This window comes from Methanospirillum sp., from assembly GCF_028679455.1.
Taxonomy (GTDB): Archaea; Halobacteriota; Methanomicrobia; order Methanomicrobiales; family Methanospirillaceae; genus Methanospirillum.
This window is the reverse complement of sequence record NZ_JAJRBM010000139.1, coordinates 1-17,436: the sequence shown is the minus strand read 5'-3', so window position 1 is coordinate 17,436 and position 17,436 is coordinate 1. Positions and strand designations below refer to the sequence as shown.

The following is a 17,436-nucleotide window of genomic DNA, read 5'->3' as shown; positions in this document are numbered from 1 at the left end:
ATGTCACGAGTGATGGAGAGGAGTAGTTTTCTGCCTCTGAAGGTGAAGAGATGGGAACTGACCTCCATAGGAATCCTCTCACCGTTTCTGCTTACATGGATCACTTCATACACAGCGTGACCATGTTGGTAAACATTCTTAATCTGTCCCCGGTACTTATTCCAGCATCCTTCTGCAATGATATCCCAGGGTGTCAGGCAGAGCAGTTCATCATAGGTGTATCCAAGACGCTCATATGCTCTCCTGTTCACATCGATAAAGGGAAGGGGGGTCAAGTCAGGAAGGTAGTCATAAAGAAAGATAGAATCATTTGCGTTTTCAAAGACAGCCCTGAACCGCTCCTGACTCTCGCGGAGTGCCTCTTCCATAGTCTTCCGCTCCTGGATCTCTGCCATCAGTTCTTCATTTAACGATTCGAGATCCTCAGTCCGTTCCTGCAGCGCCTTATTTACTTTTTCAAGTTCATTAAGCCGTTCCTGCAGCTCAGGATAGTAATTTTTCCTGACCGATGATTCACCAAGTCCGATGATCTTTGCCCGCTGATTTTTCCAATCCGGCACGTTATCAGAATGATCTGGCATATATCTGCTCGATGTCGCTAATTGTCGTTTCTTTTGGGTTCGTGGCCAGACACGGATCACGGATCGCAGTGTTGGCTAAAGAAGAGATAGTTTCAGTGGATATACCGAACTCTCTAAGTCCTTTTGGTATTCCCAGAGATGATCGCAATCTTGAAATGGCAGATATCAATTGTTGCTTACATGATTCAGGGTCTGACGAGGTGTACACTATGTTCATAGCGTTGCCTATGTTGATGTAACGCTCAGGACAAGCCGGGAAGTTATATTCAATGGCACCCTCCAGGAGCAGGGCATTGCACTCTCCATGGGGAAGATCGAATTTCCCTCCAAGGCTATGAGCCATGGCATGGACAATTCCCAAACTTGCATTTGAAAATGCCAGACCGGCAAGGAGAGAACCGAGCATGGTCTGGTACCGGTAATCCAGGTTTTCGGGGTGCAGGCATGCAAGTGGAAGAGTGGTAGTCATAATCCTGATCGATTCAAGGGCATGAATATCAGTCACCGGTGAACTTGCATTTGAGACATATGCTTCAATACTATGTACGATTGCATCCATTCCGGTATGTGCAGTCAAGGCTGCCGGGAGTGTCATAAGGGTTACCGGATCCATGAGAGAGATGTCAGGGACGATTTTTTTGCTGATAATGGTGATCTTCACTTTTTTCCGGGAATCATTGATGATTGCAAACTGTGACACATCGGCGGCAGATCCAGCTGTTGTCGGAATACAGATCAGAGGAGGGGATGGTACCGGGATATTATCCACCCCTTCAAAATCAAGAATATTGGAATTATTTGAGGCGACAATCCCGATACCTTTTGCACAATCAATTGAACTCCCCCCTCCGATTGCAATGATCGCATCACATCCAGCAGCATGGTAACGCTCTGCACCGGTCATAACCTCAAAATCACGGGGATTTGGGAGAACGTCAGAAAAAATGGTATACTGGATCCCTTCTGCATCAAGGCTCTCAAAGATCAACTGGATCCAGGGGGTACTCATCATCTGTGGATCGGTAACTACCAGAACATGGGTAGCCCCGTAGTTCCTTGCATACCTTCCGGTTAGGGCCCTGGCATCATCCCCAATTACAAATTCAGGGGCAACAAATTTTCTAAGTTCATGTCTGATATCAGTCATCTGATGCTTCCCTTGCACGATGATTCGGATCTATTGGTTACTGTTGACTCCAAATCATATAATTCCCTCTTTTTGTTCCGGATGGCTTTATCTAGGTGATGTAAGTGTCATGTGAAATGTTCGGAATAATGATCGTTCCGGAGGATTTATGGCTTATCAGGTGATGCTTACCTATCCTGCCTTTTCAGGATAAGGGATTGCTGCATCAGGGGATCAGGATTGTTACTTATATGGATCATTCTGAAATTTTGGTAAAAATCTCTAGTGTCCGGGTCAGTTCCTGACAAATCTCTTATTTTCAGGAAACTAAGTATGTTGGTGGCCAAAACAATACAAATCTGGTTTTTTCTCACACTCTGTCTTTTTCTCTCGGCCCCGGTTTTAGCGGAACAGAACATAACGGCTGCTTCTCCTGAAGGAACCTGGGTGGTGGAGCAATATCTGAATGGCAGCGGTATACTCACTGTTCCTCTTCCTGATGCATCCATCACCGCACAATTCTCCGAGGAATCGCTCACCGGTACTGCAGGATGTAACACCTACAACACCCAGTATACTTCAGCGGCCGGGGCACTGATCATCCTTGGCCCGGTGATGACGACGAAATCCTGTTTACCTTCGGTGAGTATCCAGGAAGAGGACTTTGTCAGGGATCTCAAGAACACTGCATTATTTCAGGCAACCGGTTCTGATCTTCTTCTGTATGATGACGATGAAGAACTCCTGGTCTCCTTCATACCCGTGAAGGTATAGACAATCCAACCTTTCCTGGGCTCGTGAATTATATGCGATTCTAACGTCCATTACTACTGATGAATCGGTACCCACATTTCTTCAGACTTGTATTCTTTCTTTCCCTTCTTTTCATGGCTCTGATCCCAGTTGAAGCAGGAATTATTGACCAATCTAGTACTTCCCGTAACCAGGATTGGAAGATCGATCATGCTGTGGTGGTAGTCAGCGATCTTAATCGTTCAATCGAAGAATTTAAAGATGCCGGGTATACGGTCATTCCAGGTGGGGAGTTCCCCGGGGCACAAACCCATAATGCCCTGATCCCCTTTGTGGATGGAAGTTATATCGAGTTATTTGCCCCGGTAGATCCTGCCCTCAGTATGCAGATGAATCAACTGGTTACAACCGGGATATTTGATGAGGCTATGAACAAGAGTGATCCGATGGAGAAGCGGTTTATGCTTCACCTGGCAGAGGGTCCGGGGGTGAGGGATTTTGCCCTCGCTTCCCCTGACTTAAATCTCACCCTGGAGCCTTCATTAGTTGCAGCCAGTGGGTTGAATCTCTCGTACCCAATAGCAATGACACGTAACCGTCCTGATGGAGAGACGGTAGCATGGTATGTCGATGTTCCATTGAGCCAGACCCCGATGGCTCTTCCGTTCCTGATCGCTGACGAAACTCCGCGTTCCTATCGTGCTCCCGAAGTGAATGCCTCGTATCATGCAAATGGAGCAACCGGGATCAGATCGATCACCGTTGCAGTCACGGATCCAGCAGAGACCTTACCTCTTTATGATGCAATGCTCCCAGGAGTTTCGCGAAATCAGGATGAGAAAGGAACCATCTATACCCTGAACGGGTCATCAGTCTCCATCATCAGGAATGCAGATACAACCAAGCATGATGGGCCGGTAAATATTGAGTTAAAAAAAGGAGAAGATGAAACCCTCTCACTGCGGGGTCTCTCGCTCTGATAGTAAGACGTTCGTTTGCGGAGTTCCGGACATCGTCCGGTAATATTCAGGAAATAATTCCTCTTTTCCAGGAATCCGAAGGGCAGCCCAGTATTCATCGATGAAATCGGTATCAACCAGAAGATCGATATACCCCATTCTCCTTGCGATCTCCTCTGCCCGGCTTCTCTCTTCGACCCCTATCAGGGTCTGGTATGCCCCGGTCAGGGACCCATTGCCGATCCGATGAAATTCTGCCTGTGGGAACTCCGGGATAATTCCGAACTCAGTCAGTTGATCGATTGATCCAAAGGTCCCGAACGCACCGGCAAGATGAACATGTCTGATATCGGTGATCTTCAAGTGGTATTTCATCATGAGCACACTGATCGCCCCACAAACTGCTGCTTTAGTATCCATCAGATATGCCATGTCCTGCCTGGTGATCATGATATCCCGCCCGGTACCTGACTTATCGGCAGGAACGAGAATATAACCCGGCCCGTCCTCTGTGTTCCTGACCCCGGGAGCATCTTCAACAATCTTTCCGGTAAAATCAAGAATCCCTGCAGCAGCCATTGCCGGAGCAGCATCGATGATTCCCGAACCACAGATTCCTTTGGGAAGCGTATCACCGATGACCTGCACCGTTGCTTCACCGGTTATCTTATCGATGGACACATGTTCGATTGCCCCGAGCATTGCCCGCATACCGCATCGCAGTCCTGCCCCTTCAAATGCCGGGCCAGATGCACAGGAGGTCGAGGCCAGCCAGTCCCGGTTTCCAAGCACTATCTCTCCGTTGGTTCCCAGGTCAATAAGCAGGGAGATATCAGATGATCGATCCATCCCTGCAGTAATCAGATCCCCAACCGCATCACCACCGACAAACCTGCTTACTGCAGGAAGGCACCATACCCATGCCTTTGGATGTATGCTGAGTCCTGATACTTCAACCCGAATCTTGATCGGGGTTGTATCTATCTCGGCATCCACATAGTCAAGTGGTGTCGGATCGATACCTGCAAAGAGCCAGCACATTACGGTGTTTCCACCGATGCAGCAGTCAGCTACATCATCGTACTCAATTCCTGCATCGGTGACCAGCCTACTGATGGCTTCGTTTATGCTCCCGATAGCAGCAGAACGGAGTGCTGCAAGGCCGGATGGTTTCCGTCCGATTGCAATCCTGGTGACCAGTTCTTCGCCATAGGTGATCTGGCGGTTCAGTGCTGAAGCCCTGGCCAGAATCTTACCGTTGGTGATATCCACGAGGAGTGCTGCAATCGTGGTGGTTCCAAGATCAATGGCGACCCCATATACCGATCCTGAATCTCTGGTATCAGTGAGATCGATAACCTCAGGAGTTCCTCCGGCAGTTGTGATTAGTACAGCCGGAGAACCTGGCGATGCTATGATCTTATCAGCAATATCCTTGCTGATAACCGGTTTGAGCCCGGTATACCCGTTCAGTCTGATCGACGGGCCTAACAGAGCAGACGGTCCCTCCCTGATCACCTGTACCGGGTACCATCGGGCAGCAGGCTCAATCTCTCCCTCCTTTACATTTGATGTCAGGAGAATTTGTGGTTGATCGATTCGTGACTCTACCGGAATCGTAAACTTTGCATCTGACCATACCCTGGTCAGACAGGCAAGGTGATACCCCCGTCTCCTCTCTCCCGGACTGAGACACTGGGAACAGATATCCTCATCCTCTGAGCAGTCCCCGGTGATCCTGATAACCCGGCACTTACCACACTGGGACTTTCCCCCGCAAATCGCCTCAAACTGGATCCCTGCCTCCCTGATAGCGTCAAGGACGGTATGACCCGAAGGCATGGTAACCATCCGGCTCATCGGGTTGAAGAGGATCCTTACCTGGGTATCCAAGGACCGATCTCCCTGCATATTATCCACAGTCTAAAAGTCAGGACTCTTCTTTCACAGGCCAGTGTTCACGAATCATCTTGCCGATCCCTGAAGAATCACGGGGTCCGACCAGAACCCGCCATCCGCTTGCCTCTTCAGTTTCTCCTGAAAGCCTGGCTGCAAGCCCGGGCAGAATGACATGCCGGTGGTTCACCATTTTTTCAATGCCTGATTCACGCAACGCATCGGTGATCTTTTCTGCATTCAGATACCTCCCGGCAACCGCAGCCTCGACCGAGAGCCCGCCGGTCTCGATCACAATCAGATAGCAATCGGTTTTGGCTGTTTTGATATCTGATTCTACTGTAAAGAATGTCAGGGCATAATTTGAGGTGATCAGGACTGGTGAATCAGGTCCCGGATCCCCGAAGGTTCGCAGACCCGGTTCGACCGAGACCGGTTTCCGTGGGTCGGTGTATAATCCGAACCGCCAGATCAGCTGGGGGAGCAGCACCCAGCCATCCAAGCTGTGCATGATGAGCAGATCGGCGTATCTGGTCATCAGCATAGAAGCAGTATATGCCTCCTGCCACCGGTTTATCTCTTCACTCAGTTCCTGGCCGGTCCAGACCGAGATCGGAGTACCCAGGATTGGAAGGCCGAAGAGTGGATCGCCGTCTTTGCATGCGGCTTTTCGTATCGCTGAGAATGAATGAACCGTTCCAGCGAATCCTTCATCTCCAAATGTTCCAGGGTCCAGAATGATCTCTTTGATTCCGCATGCCTGCAGGGTTTTCACGATTGATCTGAGGAGGGAGAGATCCCCGGGTACAGAGGCTACTACCGGAGATCCAAACGTAACCGCGAGATCAGCCATCTCTCTCCAGTTCTTCCCGTTCGCTGCATAGATGAGGGGGCGTCTTCCGGTGTTTATCTCAAGTCCTGCTCTCATCACCGTTGGATCATGAGCACAGAGTATGAGTGGAAGATCCGAACCTGTGGTAACCTGGGTTACTACTGCTTTGAATTTTTCGGGATCACCGGTCACCGATCGAACGGCAATTGCATCGAGCGAGAGTGTCCTGCCGATATAACTGTATGAAAATCCGTTGATTTCGGTTACCCGTGCTTTGACCGCTGCAGGATCCATCTCGTCAGAAACATCGATTGCAATCGGTGGAGGATTCTGATAGGTGAATTCGTGCCTTTGCAGGACATGTTTTCCCCCGATCGTGACTGCATGTTCTCCGGTTCCGATGAAGACAGCCCGGATCGGTGGTGCAAGCAGTTCTCCGAGTTTGGCATGTGCATCCTGGTACCGGGCGGTAAGAATCGGTGGGCATCCCTCAATTACTACTTCTCCGTTCACCACTTTGGTGGCAAATGCCATGCAGTTTGGAACACCGCACTCTCCGCAGTTAGTCCGTGGCAGCAGTTTGTATACGTCAATCGGGCTGATCTCGCGAATCCCTTTCTTTTTTTCTGCCGTCTTTGTCACCCCCTACATTCTGGCAGAGACCCATGCTGCCTCTGATGTCGCCTTTCCTGCAGTACCTGCGATCAATCGCGACGATACATCCCGCATGGTTGAGACCGCAAGCGGATGCATCATCAGGAAGAGATCCACTCCGGCAAGAAGCAGTGTCAGACTTCCAATCGTCTCCCATATCGGCCCCCGGAAGTCTGGAGATCCGAATCGCGGGCCAAGATCCATCCATGCTTCCCGGGCAGACCATGCATTTGTTGCTGCTGATATCGTTGGATGCTGCAGTTCGCTATCCCCCATCAGACCAGCAGTCCGTGCCCGTTCATGGATGGTGAATGAATATTCGAGGCCGTATCCAAGAGCCACGGTTGTCAGATCATTCAGGATCCGGTCTGCAGGGAAAAATTGATACAGACGTCGGTTTAGTTCTTTGGCACTGTTCAGGTCGAGACCGGTGAAAGCTAGGATACAGTGACCATGTTTGTCTGCTGCTTGTGCAACTGGTTCCAGGGTCTTTGCATCTGCCATATCAGCAGTTACTGAGTTGAGCAGGAGCCGTTCGCCATCTGCCATTTCAGCGATCTCCACAAAGGTCTGTGCATCTTTTTTGGGATCTCCACAGCCGCCGATGATGATCGGGACATCAACTGCCTGCAGGACCTCTTCAACTGTCTTTGAAGCTTCCCGTGGGCTGGCATCTTTGATTAAAGGATCTGTGCTGAGTAGATGAATGGTGACCATGTCTGCCCCGTACTTTTCGACATTCATCTTCGCCCATGCGGCTGGATCACCGATCACCTCGGTAAGGTGATTTTTCAGTGCCTTTGGCATTGAAAACGGGGTATCAAAGACATCCATCGCAATAACCGGGGGATGGGCAGGGGGCACGGCCGGGTTCGTAAATGGTGGTGTTCGTGCCCCGCCCACGGTAATGGTACTCCCCCTGGTTCCTCCTTCTCCTTTGGTTGCACCAAGCGTGACCTCACGGATCTGAGCAGGATACCTGTCCGGTGTTGCAGAGAATGATTCCCGTACGAGTTCAGTCGGCCACCTGGTTCGATCCATTCCCTGAACCTGGGGTAACGCTCCGGATGATCCGGCTGGAATGGAAAGACCGGGAAGATACACGGGTGCTCCTCCAACCGGGATGGTGAGTTCAAGTTCGGCAAGATCCAGCTCCACGTTCTCCAGGATAATTTCCCTGCCTGCCAGGAGATCTGCGATTCCGGGTCCGAGGAACCTGAGTAATCCGGAGAGATCTGGTTCATCTGCCATTACTTTGTTCCCCCTTTTCCATCCTTCTCAAGTGGTCTGATGATCACCTTTTCTGCAAATATCTTTGCATTTTTCAGGATGATCTTCACCCCGCCGGTTGTTATCGGTAGCTCTCCTGCAACAAACACCGGTCCCTGGCCCCCTGCTCCGGTGAATTGCGAAGCAGAGGATGATTCTGACTGTTCCGTGGATACCTGTGTCGAATCCGGCCATTGTTCAGTGACGGGATGATTCTTTCTTTTCAGGAATTCTTCCAGTGCAAGGACATCTGATGCATCTGCCTCGGTTGCAATCTTTCCCGCGATATCTTCGGGGATAAAACCGGTAAGGCTCTCCTTAATCTCCTTTGGCATCCACACAATGGCATTCCATCCCCCGTCTGCACACAGAAATTTCCGGGATCGCATGTACTCAAGTGATATACCGTGAAATCCTTCGACCTGCCTTCCCCCTGCAGTTGAGTCGGCAAGGGTTGAGAACGGCAGCCCGTTCACGGTAGGGCCTGGGAACCTCCGGTGAACAATCCCGAATCCTTCAACCTCTGGTATATAGAAAGCGATAGCCTCAAAACAGCCACATGATGTATGCGGGTATCCAAAAGCAGAATAGAGGTATACCCGGTTCACCTCGCCCATCGAGCGCTTCCTGGCATGTTCATTGATACCTGCATATTCTCCTTTCTCAGGATCGATACAGGTATCCCTGGCGATAGGAAAGATTGGTCCTTCCGGGTCCATCCGTGCTGCTGCCCGGCCATCAAACCAACTGATTGCCCCACAGTTTGCATAACGTTCAGGGGTGATTACACAGATATGTGACGGGGCAAAGGACTGGCAGAGGGCACATCCGTAAAAGGTGTCAACTTCTTCATCAGAAATTCCCCGTGCCCGTGCATCACGGAGTTCGTACCGTTCCCTGGCCATCGCATAAAGAGACTCAAAATAGTCTCCCCCGGTCAGAAAGGTGATTTGTATCTTCTCAATAAGTGCAAGTTCGCTCCGGTACAGACGTTCGATTGCCTTCCCGATATCGGTGAAACTATCAAGCCCCTTTGCGTAGGATTTTTTTCCTACCCGAATCCAGATGTCATAGCGCTGGTTCAGGTGCATGACTCCCTGAATATAGTTCATGTACTCATGAATCCGGCGTTCAAGGACTCCTTCAAGATCCTCTTCCAGATTTGATCCGGCAACCTCAACAAGGAGGCCAAATCTGACGTGGGAACCCTGCGGGATATCTTTGAGATCAGGCCCGATGATTGATATTTTTCCATCCTCTATGGCATCGGGATTTCTGACCAGCACGATCTCAAATTTCTGGTCGACCTTCGGCCCGCCGAGTTCGATCTGCATATCCTCTTTTCGAATTCGTTCGCCTTCAAAGACCAGGCCGACTTCTACCGGAATATCCTCAAACATGCTTCTCCTCAAGCAGAGCAGTAATTGCCTGTAGTTGTTCCTGCCACGGACCCGTAGCCATGTTGCCAAATGACCAGGATGCGTGTGGATGATACTTTGGATCCAGGGTAACGGTCTTCAACGCTGGTGCTCCGTTCCGAAGACCGGAAAGAAGCGTCCAGCAGAACTGGTAAGGAAGTCCGGCCAGAAAAATCAGGTCATAGGATCCCTGCCCGTCAAACCCCTTCCACTCCGGATCCCTGAGCCGATCAATAATCTCCATGCTTCCCATAATTGCCGCTACCTGGATCCCTTCTGCAATGAGATCCCTGGCGGTTGATGATGTCGCGATTACCGGGATATGCCGGATTGTGGATCCTGCTTTCATGAACCTGGTAAGAGGTCCACTCGCAAGTCCGGTTGCAGTTACCTCATGACCGACGATGAAGAGTGGGCGTTTTGCCCGTTTGAGGAGTGCTCCTACAACCTCTGGTTTCCCAATCACCGATGCACGTGAGGTTCCTCCCATCTCCGCCCGCATCCATGCATCATCTCCTGCCACTGGTGATCACTCCTTTACCGTTCGAATCTGCGATTTCAGCAGGGTTGGATTTGGTATCGGGTGTTCATGATACCCTTTCTGCTCAAGAATCGGGAGTATCTGCTCCTTCATGGTGACCGGAATATCTGCAGGTGACCTGACAAAGAGATTGATATCATCAGGCATCTGGTTGTACAGTCGTTTGTACAGATCAATATAATTGGTTAGTTTCATCGATCTGCCCCGTGATGTATCATTCGGACGCATACAGAGTTTAGCTGCAAGCGTCATCGCTTCTTCGGGTGTCTCAGCAGCGATGAAGAGGTGCTCGGGAACCGGTCCCACCTCCACCTTCTCACCAGTCCGGGAATCATACACCAGCCAGTCTTCGGGTTTGTCCCTTCTCCCAAGTAGCATCCTTCGGTATTTGGATCCGTGGGGCCCCACGATTACCGGGATCCCAAGCCTCCAGAACCCTGCTGCAATGGCTGCTGCCTTCTGCGACATCGCTCCCCAGGCGATTCCTACTGCACCTACCCGGTTGTATACGTAATCAGCGATCTCTTCGTAATTTCCCCTGAGCTTGCGTTTTGCAAAGATGCTGGCAATCTTGATGGTTGCACCAGCGATATGAGCGTTCGAGACACAGGAACCGACGTTCACAATTCCTCCAGCATCAAACCTTCCATGAAACTCTTCGTACGGGGTCTGTCCATCTTCGTTGCGGTGCATCCCGATCGCCATTGCAGAACATCCCGACGTAACTACGATATATCTTCGGCGGGCAAACTCCCGTGCCATTTCTGCCACTTCTGCAACCCCGTTCTCATAGTTTGCACAACCGACAAAGGCAATGATTCCTGGGATCTCTCCAAGAACAATCGGACCGCCAACCTCCCTGATTTCAATATCCTGTATCGCTCCGCGACCGGCACGGATATTAAACCGTTCTGATTGCATTGTTTCATCTGAAGCGGCCAGGATGACACTATGAACCGGGATTTCTTTGGTACAGGCATCCTCGCACTTTCCGCATCCGATACAGGTATCATAGAGGGAAGCGAGTGCTGCAGGATCCCCATTCCCTGCCTGTTGCATCGCGATGGCAAGAGGCATACCCGCCGGGCAGACCCGCATACACTCCTGGCATCCGCTACATCGCTTTGCCAGTTCGAATAGTTCTTCCGGTGTCGGGATAGTCCTGAACCCTCTTCGCTGCTCCATCACCGCCATCGCAGTCCTGACCACGACCTCCCCTACCTTTTCAGGATCCAGGATGAGAACTCCGGGAGTTTTTCCACTCACTAGATCTGCAATTATTTCTTCCGGGTCATCTCCAGTCCGGTCAGGCAGACCTGAGCAGTTCATAGAACTGGTAGCGATCAATGGGGCATGGATTTTTTGTGCCTCATCAAGAAGATCAGCCCTTACACATTGTTCATCGACCACGATCAGATCAGGAAGACCACTCCTGATATAGCGGAGTTGCCAGGATATCGGCCCGATGATTCTTGCCGTCGGATCGTATCTGGTCAGATCGATGGCAGTGCAACAGATCCCGGTGATCTCAATACTACCACTCAGGTTCTGCTCCCGTGCATAATCGATAATACCGATGGCAGGAGGAACATTATGGCCGACCACGAGAATGACCGGTTTTGTGGAATCTACCGTTCCAAGCCCGAGTTCGACGAGGGAGGCATCAGGATCTGCCTTTGGGAATGAGAATGAAGAGATCTGGGCGATATCTGCCACTTCCAGACCAACATGATCCATTGTGCCGGCATGAAATACCTTGGACTCGAAATCAATAGCATCCCCTTCCTGGCCGGTGTGGGCAGCAGCAAGCAGTTCAGTGATCTGACGTTCACAGTAATCAAGAACGATCTTAAGATCCCCGAGCGTTTCCGGTTTAATCCCACAGACGAGTCTGATTATGGGTGCTTCTGTATCGATTGATGCGTCCCCGATATTGATTGGCTTGCGTCGGCCGTACGTATCGATGAGGTGTGTTATGAGATGTCGGGCGTGGCTAACATGGGTAGCAGCACCAATACAGGCAGCAAGCAGCACGATACGTGACTGCTGGGCTTCCATCCTGATACCGCATGCTCCTTTTTTTCCACCCGAGAGATCACATTTCCCATAGGTGCACAGACAGCAGAGATCGCAGAATGGGAGATATAATGGTTTGTAGCGGGATAGGAGCATGCGATCCCAGGTTCTGAGATCGGTATGTGCGGGAAACGGGGTCGGCCCCTGCTCTTCATTCCACTGGTTTTCGCGCACCGAACCAATCGATACCTTAAGGTCACGAAGTGTTCCTGCTGCAGTTTTTGCTTCACCTAAGGTAATTGATACGTTTTTCCTGTTCACAGTCATCGGCCGGAGTGTTCTGAGGTATAATAGGAGTATCAGACTTAATTAGCGTATACCCTGGGGATGGATGATGAGCAGTTCAGGGAGAAATCAGAATAAAGGATTTTGCTTCGAATAAACCTGAAGTTCACGATCCCAGGTTTTATTGGAGATAGTTTCGAAAAAAAGAGGAAGAATTATTTTTAACTTAACTTCTGGAAGCCGGACTGGTATGCAAAGGCCTTCTGGAGGGTCTTGATGCCGCCGGTCACTTCAGTAGTGTCTTTCCAGGTGTTAGTTGCTGCGGTCTTGTTCCAGGTTGCAGTCTTGTAGTCAGAAGCTGCGGAACCATCGTAGTTGTAGTTGGTGTCGCCACCATCACGGGCTTCCATGATGCTGCCTGCGAAGACAGTCTTCACGGATCCTTCTGCAAAGCCACTGCCTGAGTTTGCATCAGGGGTGACTGCGATCTGGTAGTTCAGACCTGCTGGAACATCAGCGGTCTCTGCAACTGCGCGGATCTGACCCTTGGTTGAGATCTGAGCGCTGTTTACATTGACGAGGCTGCTCTTTGCAGAGACGATGTTACAGAATGCCGGAAGGATACCGCCGTGGTTAGTTGAGAAGACACAGCGGATGTTGTCATCAGCATCTGCGTAGTTGCCTGCAACGGAAAGGGTGTACTCCTCTTCGCCGACCATGTGTGCACCTTCGGTGCTTGCATAGGTCAGAACCTTCTGTGACTCAATGTTGTACAGACCTTTTAACTGGTTCTGGGAGTTAAAGTCGAAGTTCTTGTTCTCTGCAATCTTTCCACCGTTGGTCAGAATTGCATCCTTGAAGGTGACGTCAGCAATTGACTGACCTTTCTCGAGAATGCCGGTTGGAGTTGCACCTGGATTTGAAATTACCCAGGACATGGTGGACTTGTCATCGACTGCACCAGTTGCGTCGATAACGGTGTCAATAGAAAATAACTGGTTTTCCGGAGTTGCATTTGGAAGCCGGTCTGCTGATGCAAAACCGACGATTGCCACGAGGGCAATAAGTGCAATAGTTGCTATGTATCCGAATTTCATTACAGTGCTCCTACAGTTTATGCTGATACTTTGAGCATCAACTCAAACAGGTTGGATCTTGGGCAATATATATTTGCCGTTATCCAGAAATCCGCTTCCCCCACAATCATATAAGATACTATTGTTGCAGGTAAGGGAAAACAATCGCTCAAGAATAGAGAAGTGTTCTAGAACTTAGAGGCAATCAAATAAAAGGTTTCTTCTCCCTCAATTTTCTGTAGAAAGGGCCTGATTTAAAAATTATTAATTATTAGCGGTTAGTTGAAATTAGTACCCTGCAGCCTGAAGAATCAATCTGACTGAATCAGGGCCGGGAAGATTGTGGTCCAGTCCAATCAGTGAAAGCCCTTCTATGACCCGTTGTGCGACCTCGTCATCCTGAGCAATCTTGCCCAGGTACCGAATTTCATTGATCTCTTTGGCGCGTTCTCCAAGCGATTCAGGAAAGAGAAAACCACCAATACTGGAGAAGTTCTTCCAATGAATTCCCGATTCTTCGGCAACACGGCGGGCCCGGAGGAGATGGGCAAACGATTTACTGGATGGGCCTATGATATCAAATATCTCATCCACATCGGCAGTCACCCGACGGTTGAGGTGTTCCAGACCACCCGGAGCATCGATGAGGACATACATATATTGCTTGGTTAGCCGTGAAAGTGCATCACGAAGTGCTGCATCAGGCATGCAGTAGCACCCTTCGACCCATTTGGTTCCAAGCGCAAGAAAATCAAAACTCTTCCCTTCATAGAGCCCGTCTCTCCAGATCCGGTGCTCAATCCGATCAGATGGGGCAACTCCCACGGTTGTTCCACCTTTCCCGATGAAAGTGTCTTCCAGAAGTTCTGCAACGGTCATTCTCCCTTCTGCTTCAAGATCAACACCAATCATCTCACCAAGGTTCTGATCGGGATCCAGATCAACAAGGAGCAGGGGGGCGTCTCCTTTTCTGATGAAGTAATCAGCCATCATGCTGACAAAACTGGTTTTGCCGGTACCACCCCGGCCCATGGTTACGATAATCTTCATGGTACTATAAAATGCTAGTTTGACAGAAAATTCTGTTCAAGGGTTTCTGCAAGAGTTCGGACTGCTGCCACTGCTTTGTATCCTGCTTCAGTGGTGACGGGTTTTCCTAACATCCCCGAGGTGAGAATATCCTGATCATGTGGTATACATCCAAGGACTGGAACATTATGGTTACTCGCAGATTCGTAGATTCTGGCCTTAACATCGGTGTTGGTTACTTTATTTGCTACATATGCAATCTTTGGTATTCCTGCAGGCCATGCAAGGTTTACGATCCTTTCTGCTGTTACTAGTGAAGCCTGGTGTGCATCAGTGATGATAAGCAGGATATCAACATTTTTTGCGGTTCCTCTTCCGAGGTGTTCGACTCCCGCCTCCATGTCCATGATCAGGACCTCTTTACGTTCCACAAAGAGATGTGATGTCAGTGTCCGAACAAGATTATGAGCAGGACAAGCACATCCTGCTCCCATTGCTCTGACCATACCCATAACAAGGAGCTGCACACCACACGGGGTCGGGACAGCCTGGGATGATACAATGTCGTCAACTGTGTACGATAATTTGAAGACCCCAGGGTAATCCGTCTTTGTCTTCTCATCAATGAGCTGTTGGTTTTCAGCAATTGGAAGAATCCTGGCTGCATCTTCCGGTGTCATACCCAGAGTTAGAGCAAGGTTTGGGGAGGTATCAGCATCAATTGCGATGGTTTTCAGGCCTTTTGCTGCATACGTGCAGGCAAGTGTACCGGCAATGAATGTCTTTCCCACTCCACCCTTTCCTGCTACTGCTATTTTCATCAGATCTTCCTGCGGTTAATGCAGTACATACTCAATTTTCCAATATGATGGTTTCTCATGGTATAAACAACTCAACAAGGTTCGTGATACGGGCGTCTCCTCCGATCAGAGTTTTCTCATCTGTGAAGGTTAAATATGTAGCACCAGAACAATTCGTATGCATATGAATCGCATCTCTGCATGTCTCATACTTTCATTAGCAGTACTTCTGTCTGTTCAGGCAGCTTTTGCAGACCCAGGTAATGGCAGTCATGTTTCCGGCACAGTCATTCCTGCAGATGATCTGAACCTGAATTTACCTGATAATTCTGCTGGTATCGACATCTTGCAGCTTCTGAACCAGTCATTGCCAAACGGAGTTCCGTCCTCATTTGCAATTATTCCGGTAAAATCAGGTGCTGCGTTCAGCCCAGATGCAACCCGCCCTGCTCCTGAAGCACTCTACCTTCTCACTGGTAGTGCCCAGGTATCGGCAGATGAGTCGTCTGTACATGCATCGGCTGGTGATGTCGTTGTGGTTCCCAAAGGATCGGTGATGATTGTTGAAAATGTCGGGAATGAAACGCTCACCTTCATATCTGTTCTTTCATTACCGGCCATAGGAGAGGGCAATCTGACGCAAAAACTATACAGGAAGTCATCTGGTGATATTTCTCCTGTTCTGTTCGGAAATGAAACCGATAAAACAGGCTTTAGTGTCTACCGGGTACTTGACACAAATGGGGATGTTCTTCCCCTGTCATATGACCTGGCAATTGTTTCACTTCCAGTTGGGCATATAATCGGTTCCCATTACCTGAAGAGTGGGGAGACTGGTTATATTCTTGAAGGATCCGGGACACTTACTGTCGGATGTGCTCCTCAAAATCTCAATCCCGGTGATGCCTTTTATATTCCTCCCACTGCAGTTCAAGAACTTACTGCAACATCTGACCTGAAATATCTCCTTGTTACAGAACCCTATTACAAACCGGATGAGGACTACTCTGTTTCCTCAACCTGTTGATAGGCTTTACTTTTTTTGTTATATTAAAAATTTTTTGTTCTTATCTGAATGGACAAACGGTTGCCTCTTGTTTCCTGCATGCATCACATGATATGCATGCCGCTTCAGTTTCTGGATGTTCCTTCCAGGTTTGAACTAGGTCAGGTTCCCTGATGAAGGGACGTGACAAGGAGAAGTAGGAAATTTTAGTTTTGTTCAGGAGATCGGTCATGATCGCAAGACTCCGGTTCATTCCAACCATGATAACTGGTGTCTCTATCTCTTCGGCAATTCTGGCTGCATAGTCTCTGAACACGGACTCAGAATAACTTCCTCTTGGCGGTAGAGGAAGCCCTTTACTCGCTCCACCGGTGATCTCTACTCCATCAATGCCCCGGGCTGATAACTGTTTGCAGGCATACTGGCAGGCTTCAAAGACCCCATCTTCTTCGTCCTCGAAATCTCCACAGTTGATCTTGACAAAAATCCCGAAGTCGTTTCCAACCCTGGAACGGATCTCGTCATATATCTCTAGAATGTATCTGGCCCGGTTTGCGACTGAGCCTCCATACATGTCGGTCCGTGTGTTCTTCTTTGAACTTAAAAACTGGCTTAAAAAGTATCCATGACCTGCATGAATCTGTATCCCTTCAAAACCGGACATTTTTGCTCGTACTGCCGCCTCACTGTATACCCGAGAGATTGCGTAGAGTTCATGTAGAGTAGAACCTCCTGGTGTCTGCCAGTTGCCACCTCTTCCCACAAACGTGATCTGCATTATCACTGGAACACCATGCTGGTGAATTCCTGATGTCATGTTAAGATATCCGGGAATGTATGAGTCATCGGAAATGCTCATCATACCCGGAAGACCTGTGGGATCAGGGACTATGGTCGTTGCTCCGGTGATGATCAGGCCGATCTCCCCTTTGGCGAGATCTTCATATACTCTTGTCAGGCGTTCGGTGGGATGACCGCTTTTATCAGCCATAGCCTCCCAGGTGGCCGACCTGACAAATCTGTTTTTCAGAGTAATGTTGCCTATTTTGGTTGTATCAAACAGGGTTCGCATGATAAATCATCTGTGATTCTGCAAAAATTTTTTAGTTGTTTATTCGTCTTTCAGGGAGAATTTGGACATCGATTCTCATATTTACTCCCGTTTTTTAATTCAAATCGAAAAAAGTAAATTTTT

General features: G+C 49.4%; 15 protein-coding genes. 3 read left to right on the top strand and 12 right to left on the bottom strand.

What is annotated here, in order from left to right; translation table 11 throughout:
* Together LUQ50_RS04750 and ercA are read right to left on the bottom strand one after the other, a co-directional pair.
* Positions 1–581 (bottom strand): PAS domain S-box protein (locus LUQ50_RS04750; protein ID WP_300036959.1); only part of this gene is annotated, 581 nt, incomplete at its 3' end.
* Complete coding sequence (gene ercA, locus LUQ50_RS04745) at positions 565–1,728, bottom strand: alcohol dehydrogenase-like regulatory protein ErcA (protein WP_300036956.1); 1,164 nt, start codon at positions 1,726–1,728, stop codon at positions 565–567. The genes ercA and LUQ50_RS04750, both read right to left, overlap by 17 nt.
* 312 nt (positions 1,729–2,040) lie before the next feature.
* Between ercA and LUQ50_RS04740 the strand changes: the two genes are divergently transcribed.
* Together LUQ50_RS04740 and LUQ50_RS04735 are read left to right on the top strand one after the other, a co-directional pair.
* Complete coding sequence (locus tag LUQ50_RS04740; protein ID WP_300036954.1) at positions 2,041–2,481, top strand: META domain-containing protein; 441 nt, start codon at positions 2,041–2,043, stop codon at positions 2,479–2,481.
* A 59-nt stretch (positions 2,482–2,540) separates the two neighbouring features.
* Positions 2,541–3,440: a VOC family protein gene (locus LUQ50_RS04735; RefSeq protein WP_300036951.1), complete on the top strand. Its 900-nt coding sequence runs from the start codon at positions 2,541–2,543 to the stop codon at positions 3,438–3,440.
* Here the strand turns inward: LUQ50_RS04735 and LUQ50_RS04730 are convergent.
* The 9 genes from LUQ50_RS04730 to LUQ50_RS04690 form a co-directional block, all read right to left on the bottom strand.
* The gene (locus LUQ50_RS04730) at positions 3,417–5,312 is read right to left on the bottom strand and encodes an ASKHA domain-containing protein (RefSeq protein ID WP_300036948.1); all 1,896 of its coding nucleotides are present in this window, start codon (positions 5,310–5,312) and stop codon (positions 3,417–3,419) included. The two genes, LUQ50_RS04735 and LUQ50_RS04730, sit on opposite strands and share 24 nt — an antisense overlap.
* A gap of 37 nt (positions 5,313–5,349) precedes the next feature.
* The gene (gene acsC, locus LUQ50_RS04725) at positions 5,350–6,789 is read right to left on the bottom strand and encodes an acetyl-CoA decarbonylase/synthase complex subunit gamma (protein ID WP_300036945.1); all 1,440 of its coding nucleotides are present in this window, start codon (positions 6,787–6,789) and stop codon (positions 5,350–5,352) included.
* Positions 6,790–6,792: 3 nt separating this feature from the next.
* Positions 6,793–8,052, bottom strand: a complete 1,260-nt coding sequence (gene cdhD, locus LUQ50_RS04720) for a CO dehydrogenase/acetyl-CoA synthase subunit delta (RefSeq protein ID WP_300036942.1) — start codon at positions 8,050–8,052, stop codon at positions 6,793–6,795.
* Complete coding sequence (gene cdhC, locus LUQ50_RS04715; RefSeq protein ID WP_300036939.1) at positions 8,052–9,470, bottom strand: CO dehydrogenase/CO-methylating acetyl-CoA synthase complex subunit beta; 1,419 nt, start codon at positions 9,468–9,470, stop codon at positions 8,052–8,054. The genes cdhD and cdhC overlap by 1 nt, the downstream gene beginning before the upstream one ends.
* Complete coding sequence (gene cdhB, locus LUQ50_RS04710) at positions 9,463–10,011, bottom strand: CO dehydrogenase/acetyl-CoA synthase complex subunit epsilon (RefSeq protein ID WP_300036936.1); 549 nt, start codon at positions 10,009–10,011, stop codon at positions 9,463–9,465. The genes cdhC and cdhB overlap by 8 nt, the downstream gene beginning before the upstream one ends.
* Before the next feature lie 6 nt (positions 10,012–10,017).
* Positions 10,018–12,372, bottom strand: coding sequence for a CO dehydrogenase/acetyl-CoA synthase complex subunit alpha (gene cdhA, locus LUQ50_RS04705; RefSeq protein ID WP_300036933.1), 2,355 nt, complete (start codon positions 12,370–12,372; stop codon positions 10,018–10,020).
* Between the two features lie 179 nt (positions 12,373–12,551).
* A complete protein-coding gene (locus LUQ50_RS04700) occupies positions 12,552–13,427 on the bottom strand; it encodes a hypothetical protein (RefSeq protein ID WP_300036928.1) in 876 nt (291 codons plus the stop codon).
* A gap of 267 nt (positions 13,428–13,694) precedes the next feature.
* Entirely contained in the window at positions 13,695–14,456 is a 762-nt protein-coding gene (locus tag LUQ50_RS04695; RefSeq protein ID WP_300036925.1) for an AAA family ATPase, read from the bottom strand.
* 14 nt (positions 14,457–14,470) lie between these two features.
* A complete protein-coding gene (locus LUQ50_RS04690) occupies positions 14,471–15,256 on the bottom strand; it encodes an AAA family ATPase (RefSeq protein WP_300036923.1) in 786 nt (261 codons plus the stop codon).
* Positions 15,257–15,419: 163 nt separating this feature from the next.
* Here LUQ50_RS04690 and LUQ50_RS04685 point away from each other — a divergent pair, with 163 nt between their 5' ends.
* Entirely contained in the window at positions 15,420–16,262 is an 843-nt protein-coding gene (locus LUQ50_RS04685) for a cupin domain-containing protein (RefSeq protein ID WP_300036920.1), read from the top strand.
* Positions 16,263–16,302: 40 nt separating this feature from the next.
* On the opposite strand, the gene LUQ50_RS04680 is transcribed toward LUQ50_RS04685, so the two are convergent.
* Positions 16,303–17,313, bottom strand: coding sequence for an NADH:flavin oxidoreductase (locus tag LUQ50_RS04680; protein WP_300036917.1), 1,011 nt, complete (start codon positions 17,311–17,313; stop codon positions 16,303–16,305).
* Positions 17,314–17,436 lie beyond the last annotated feature (123 nt).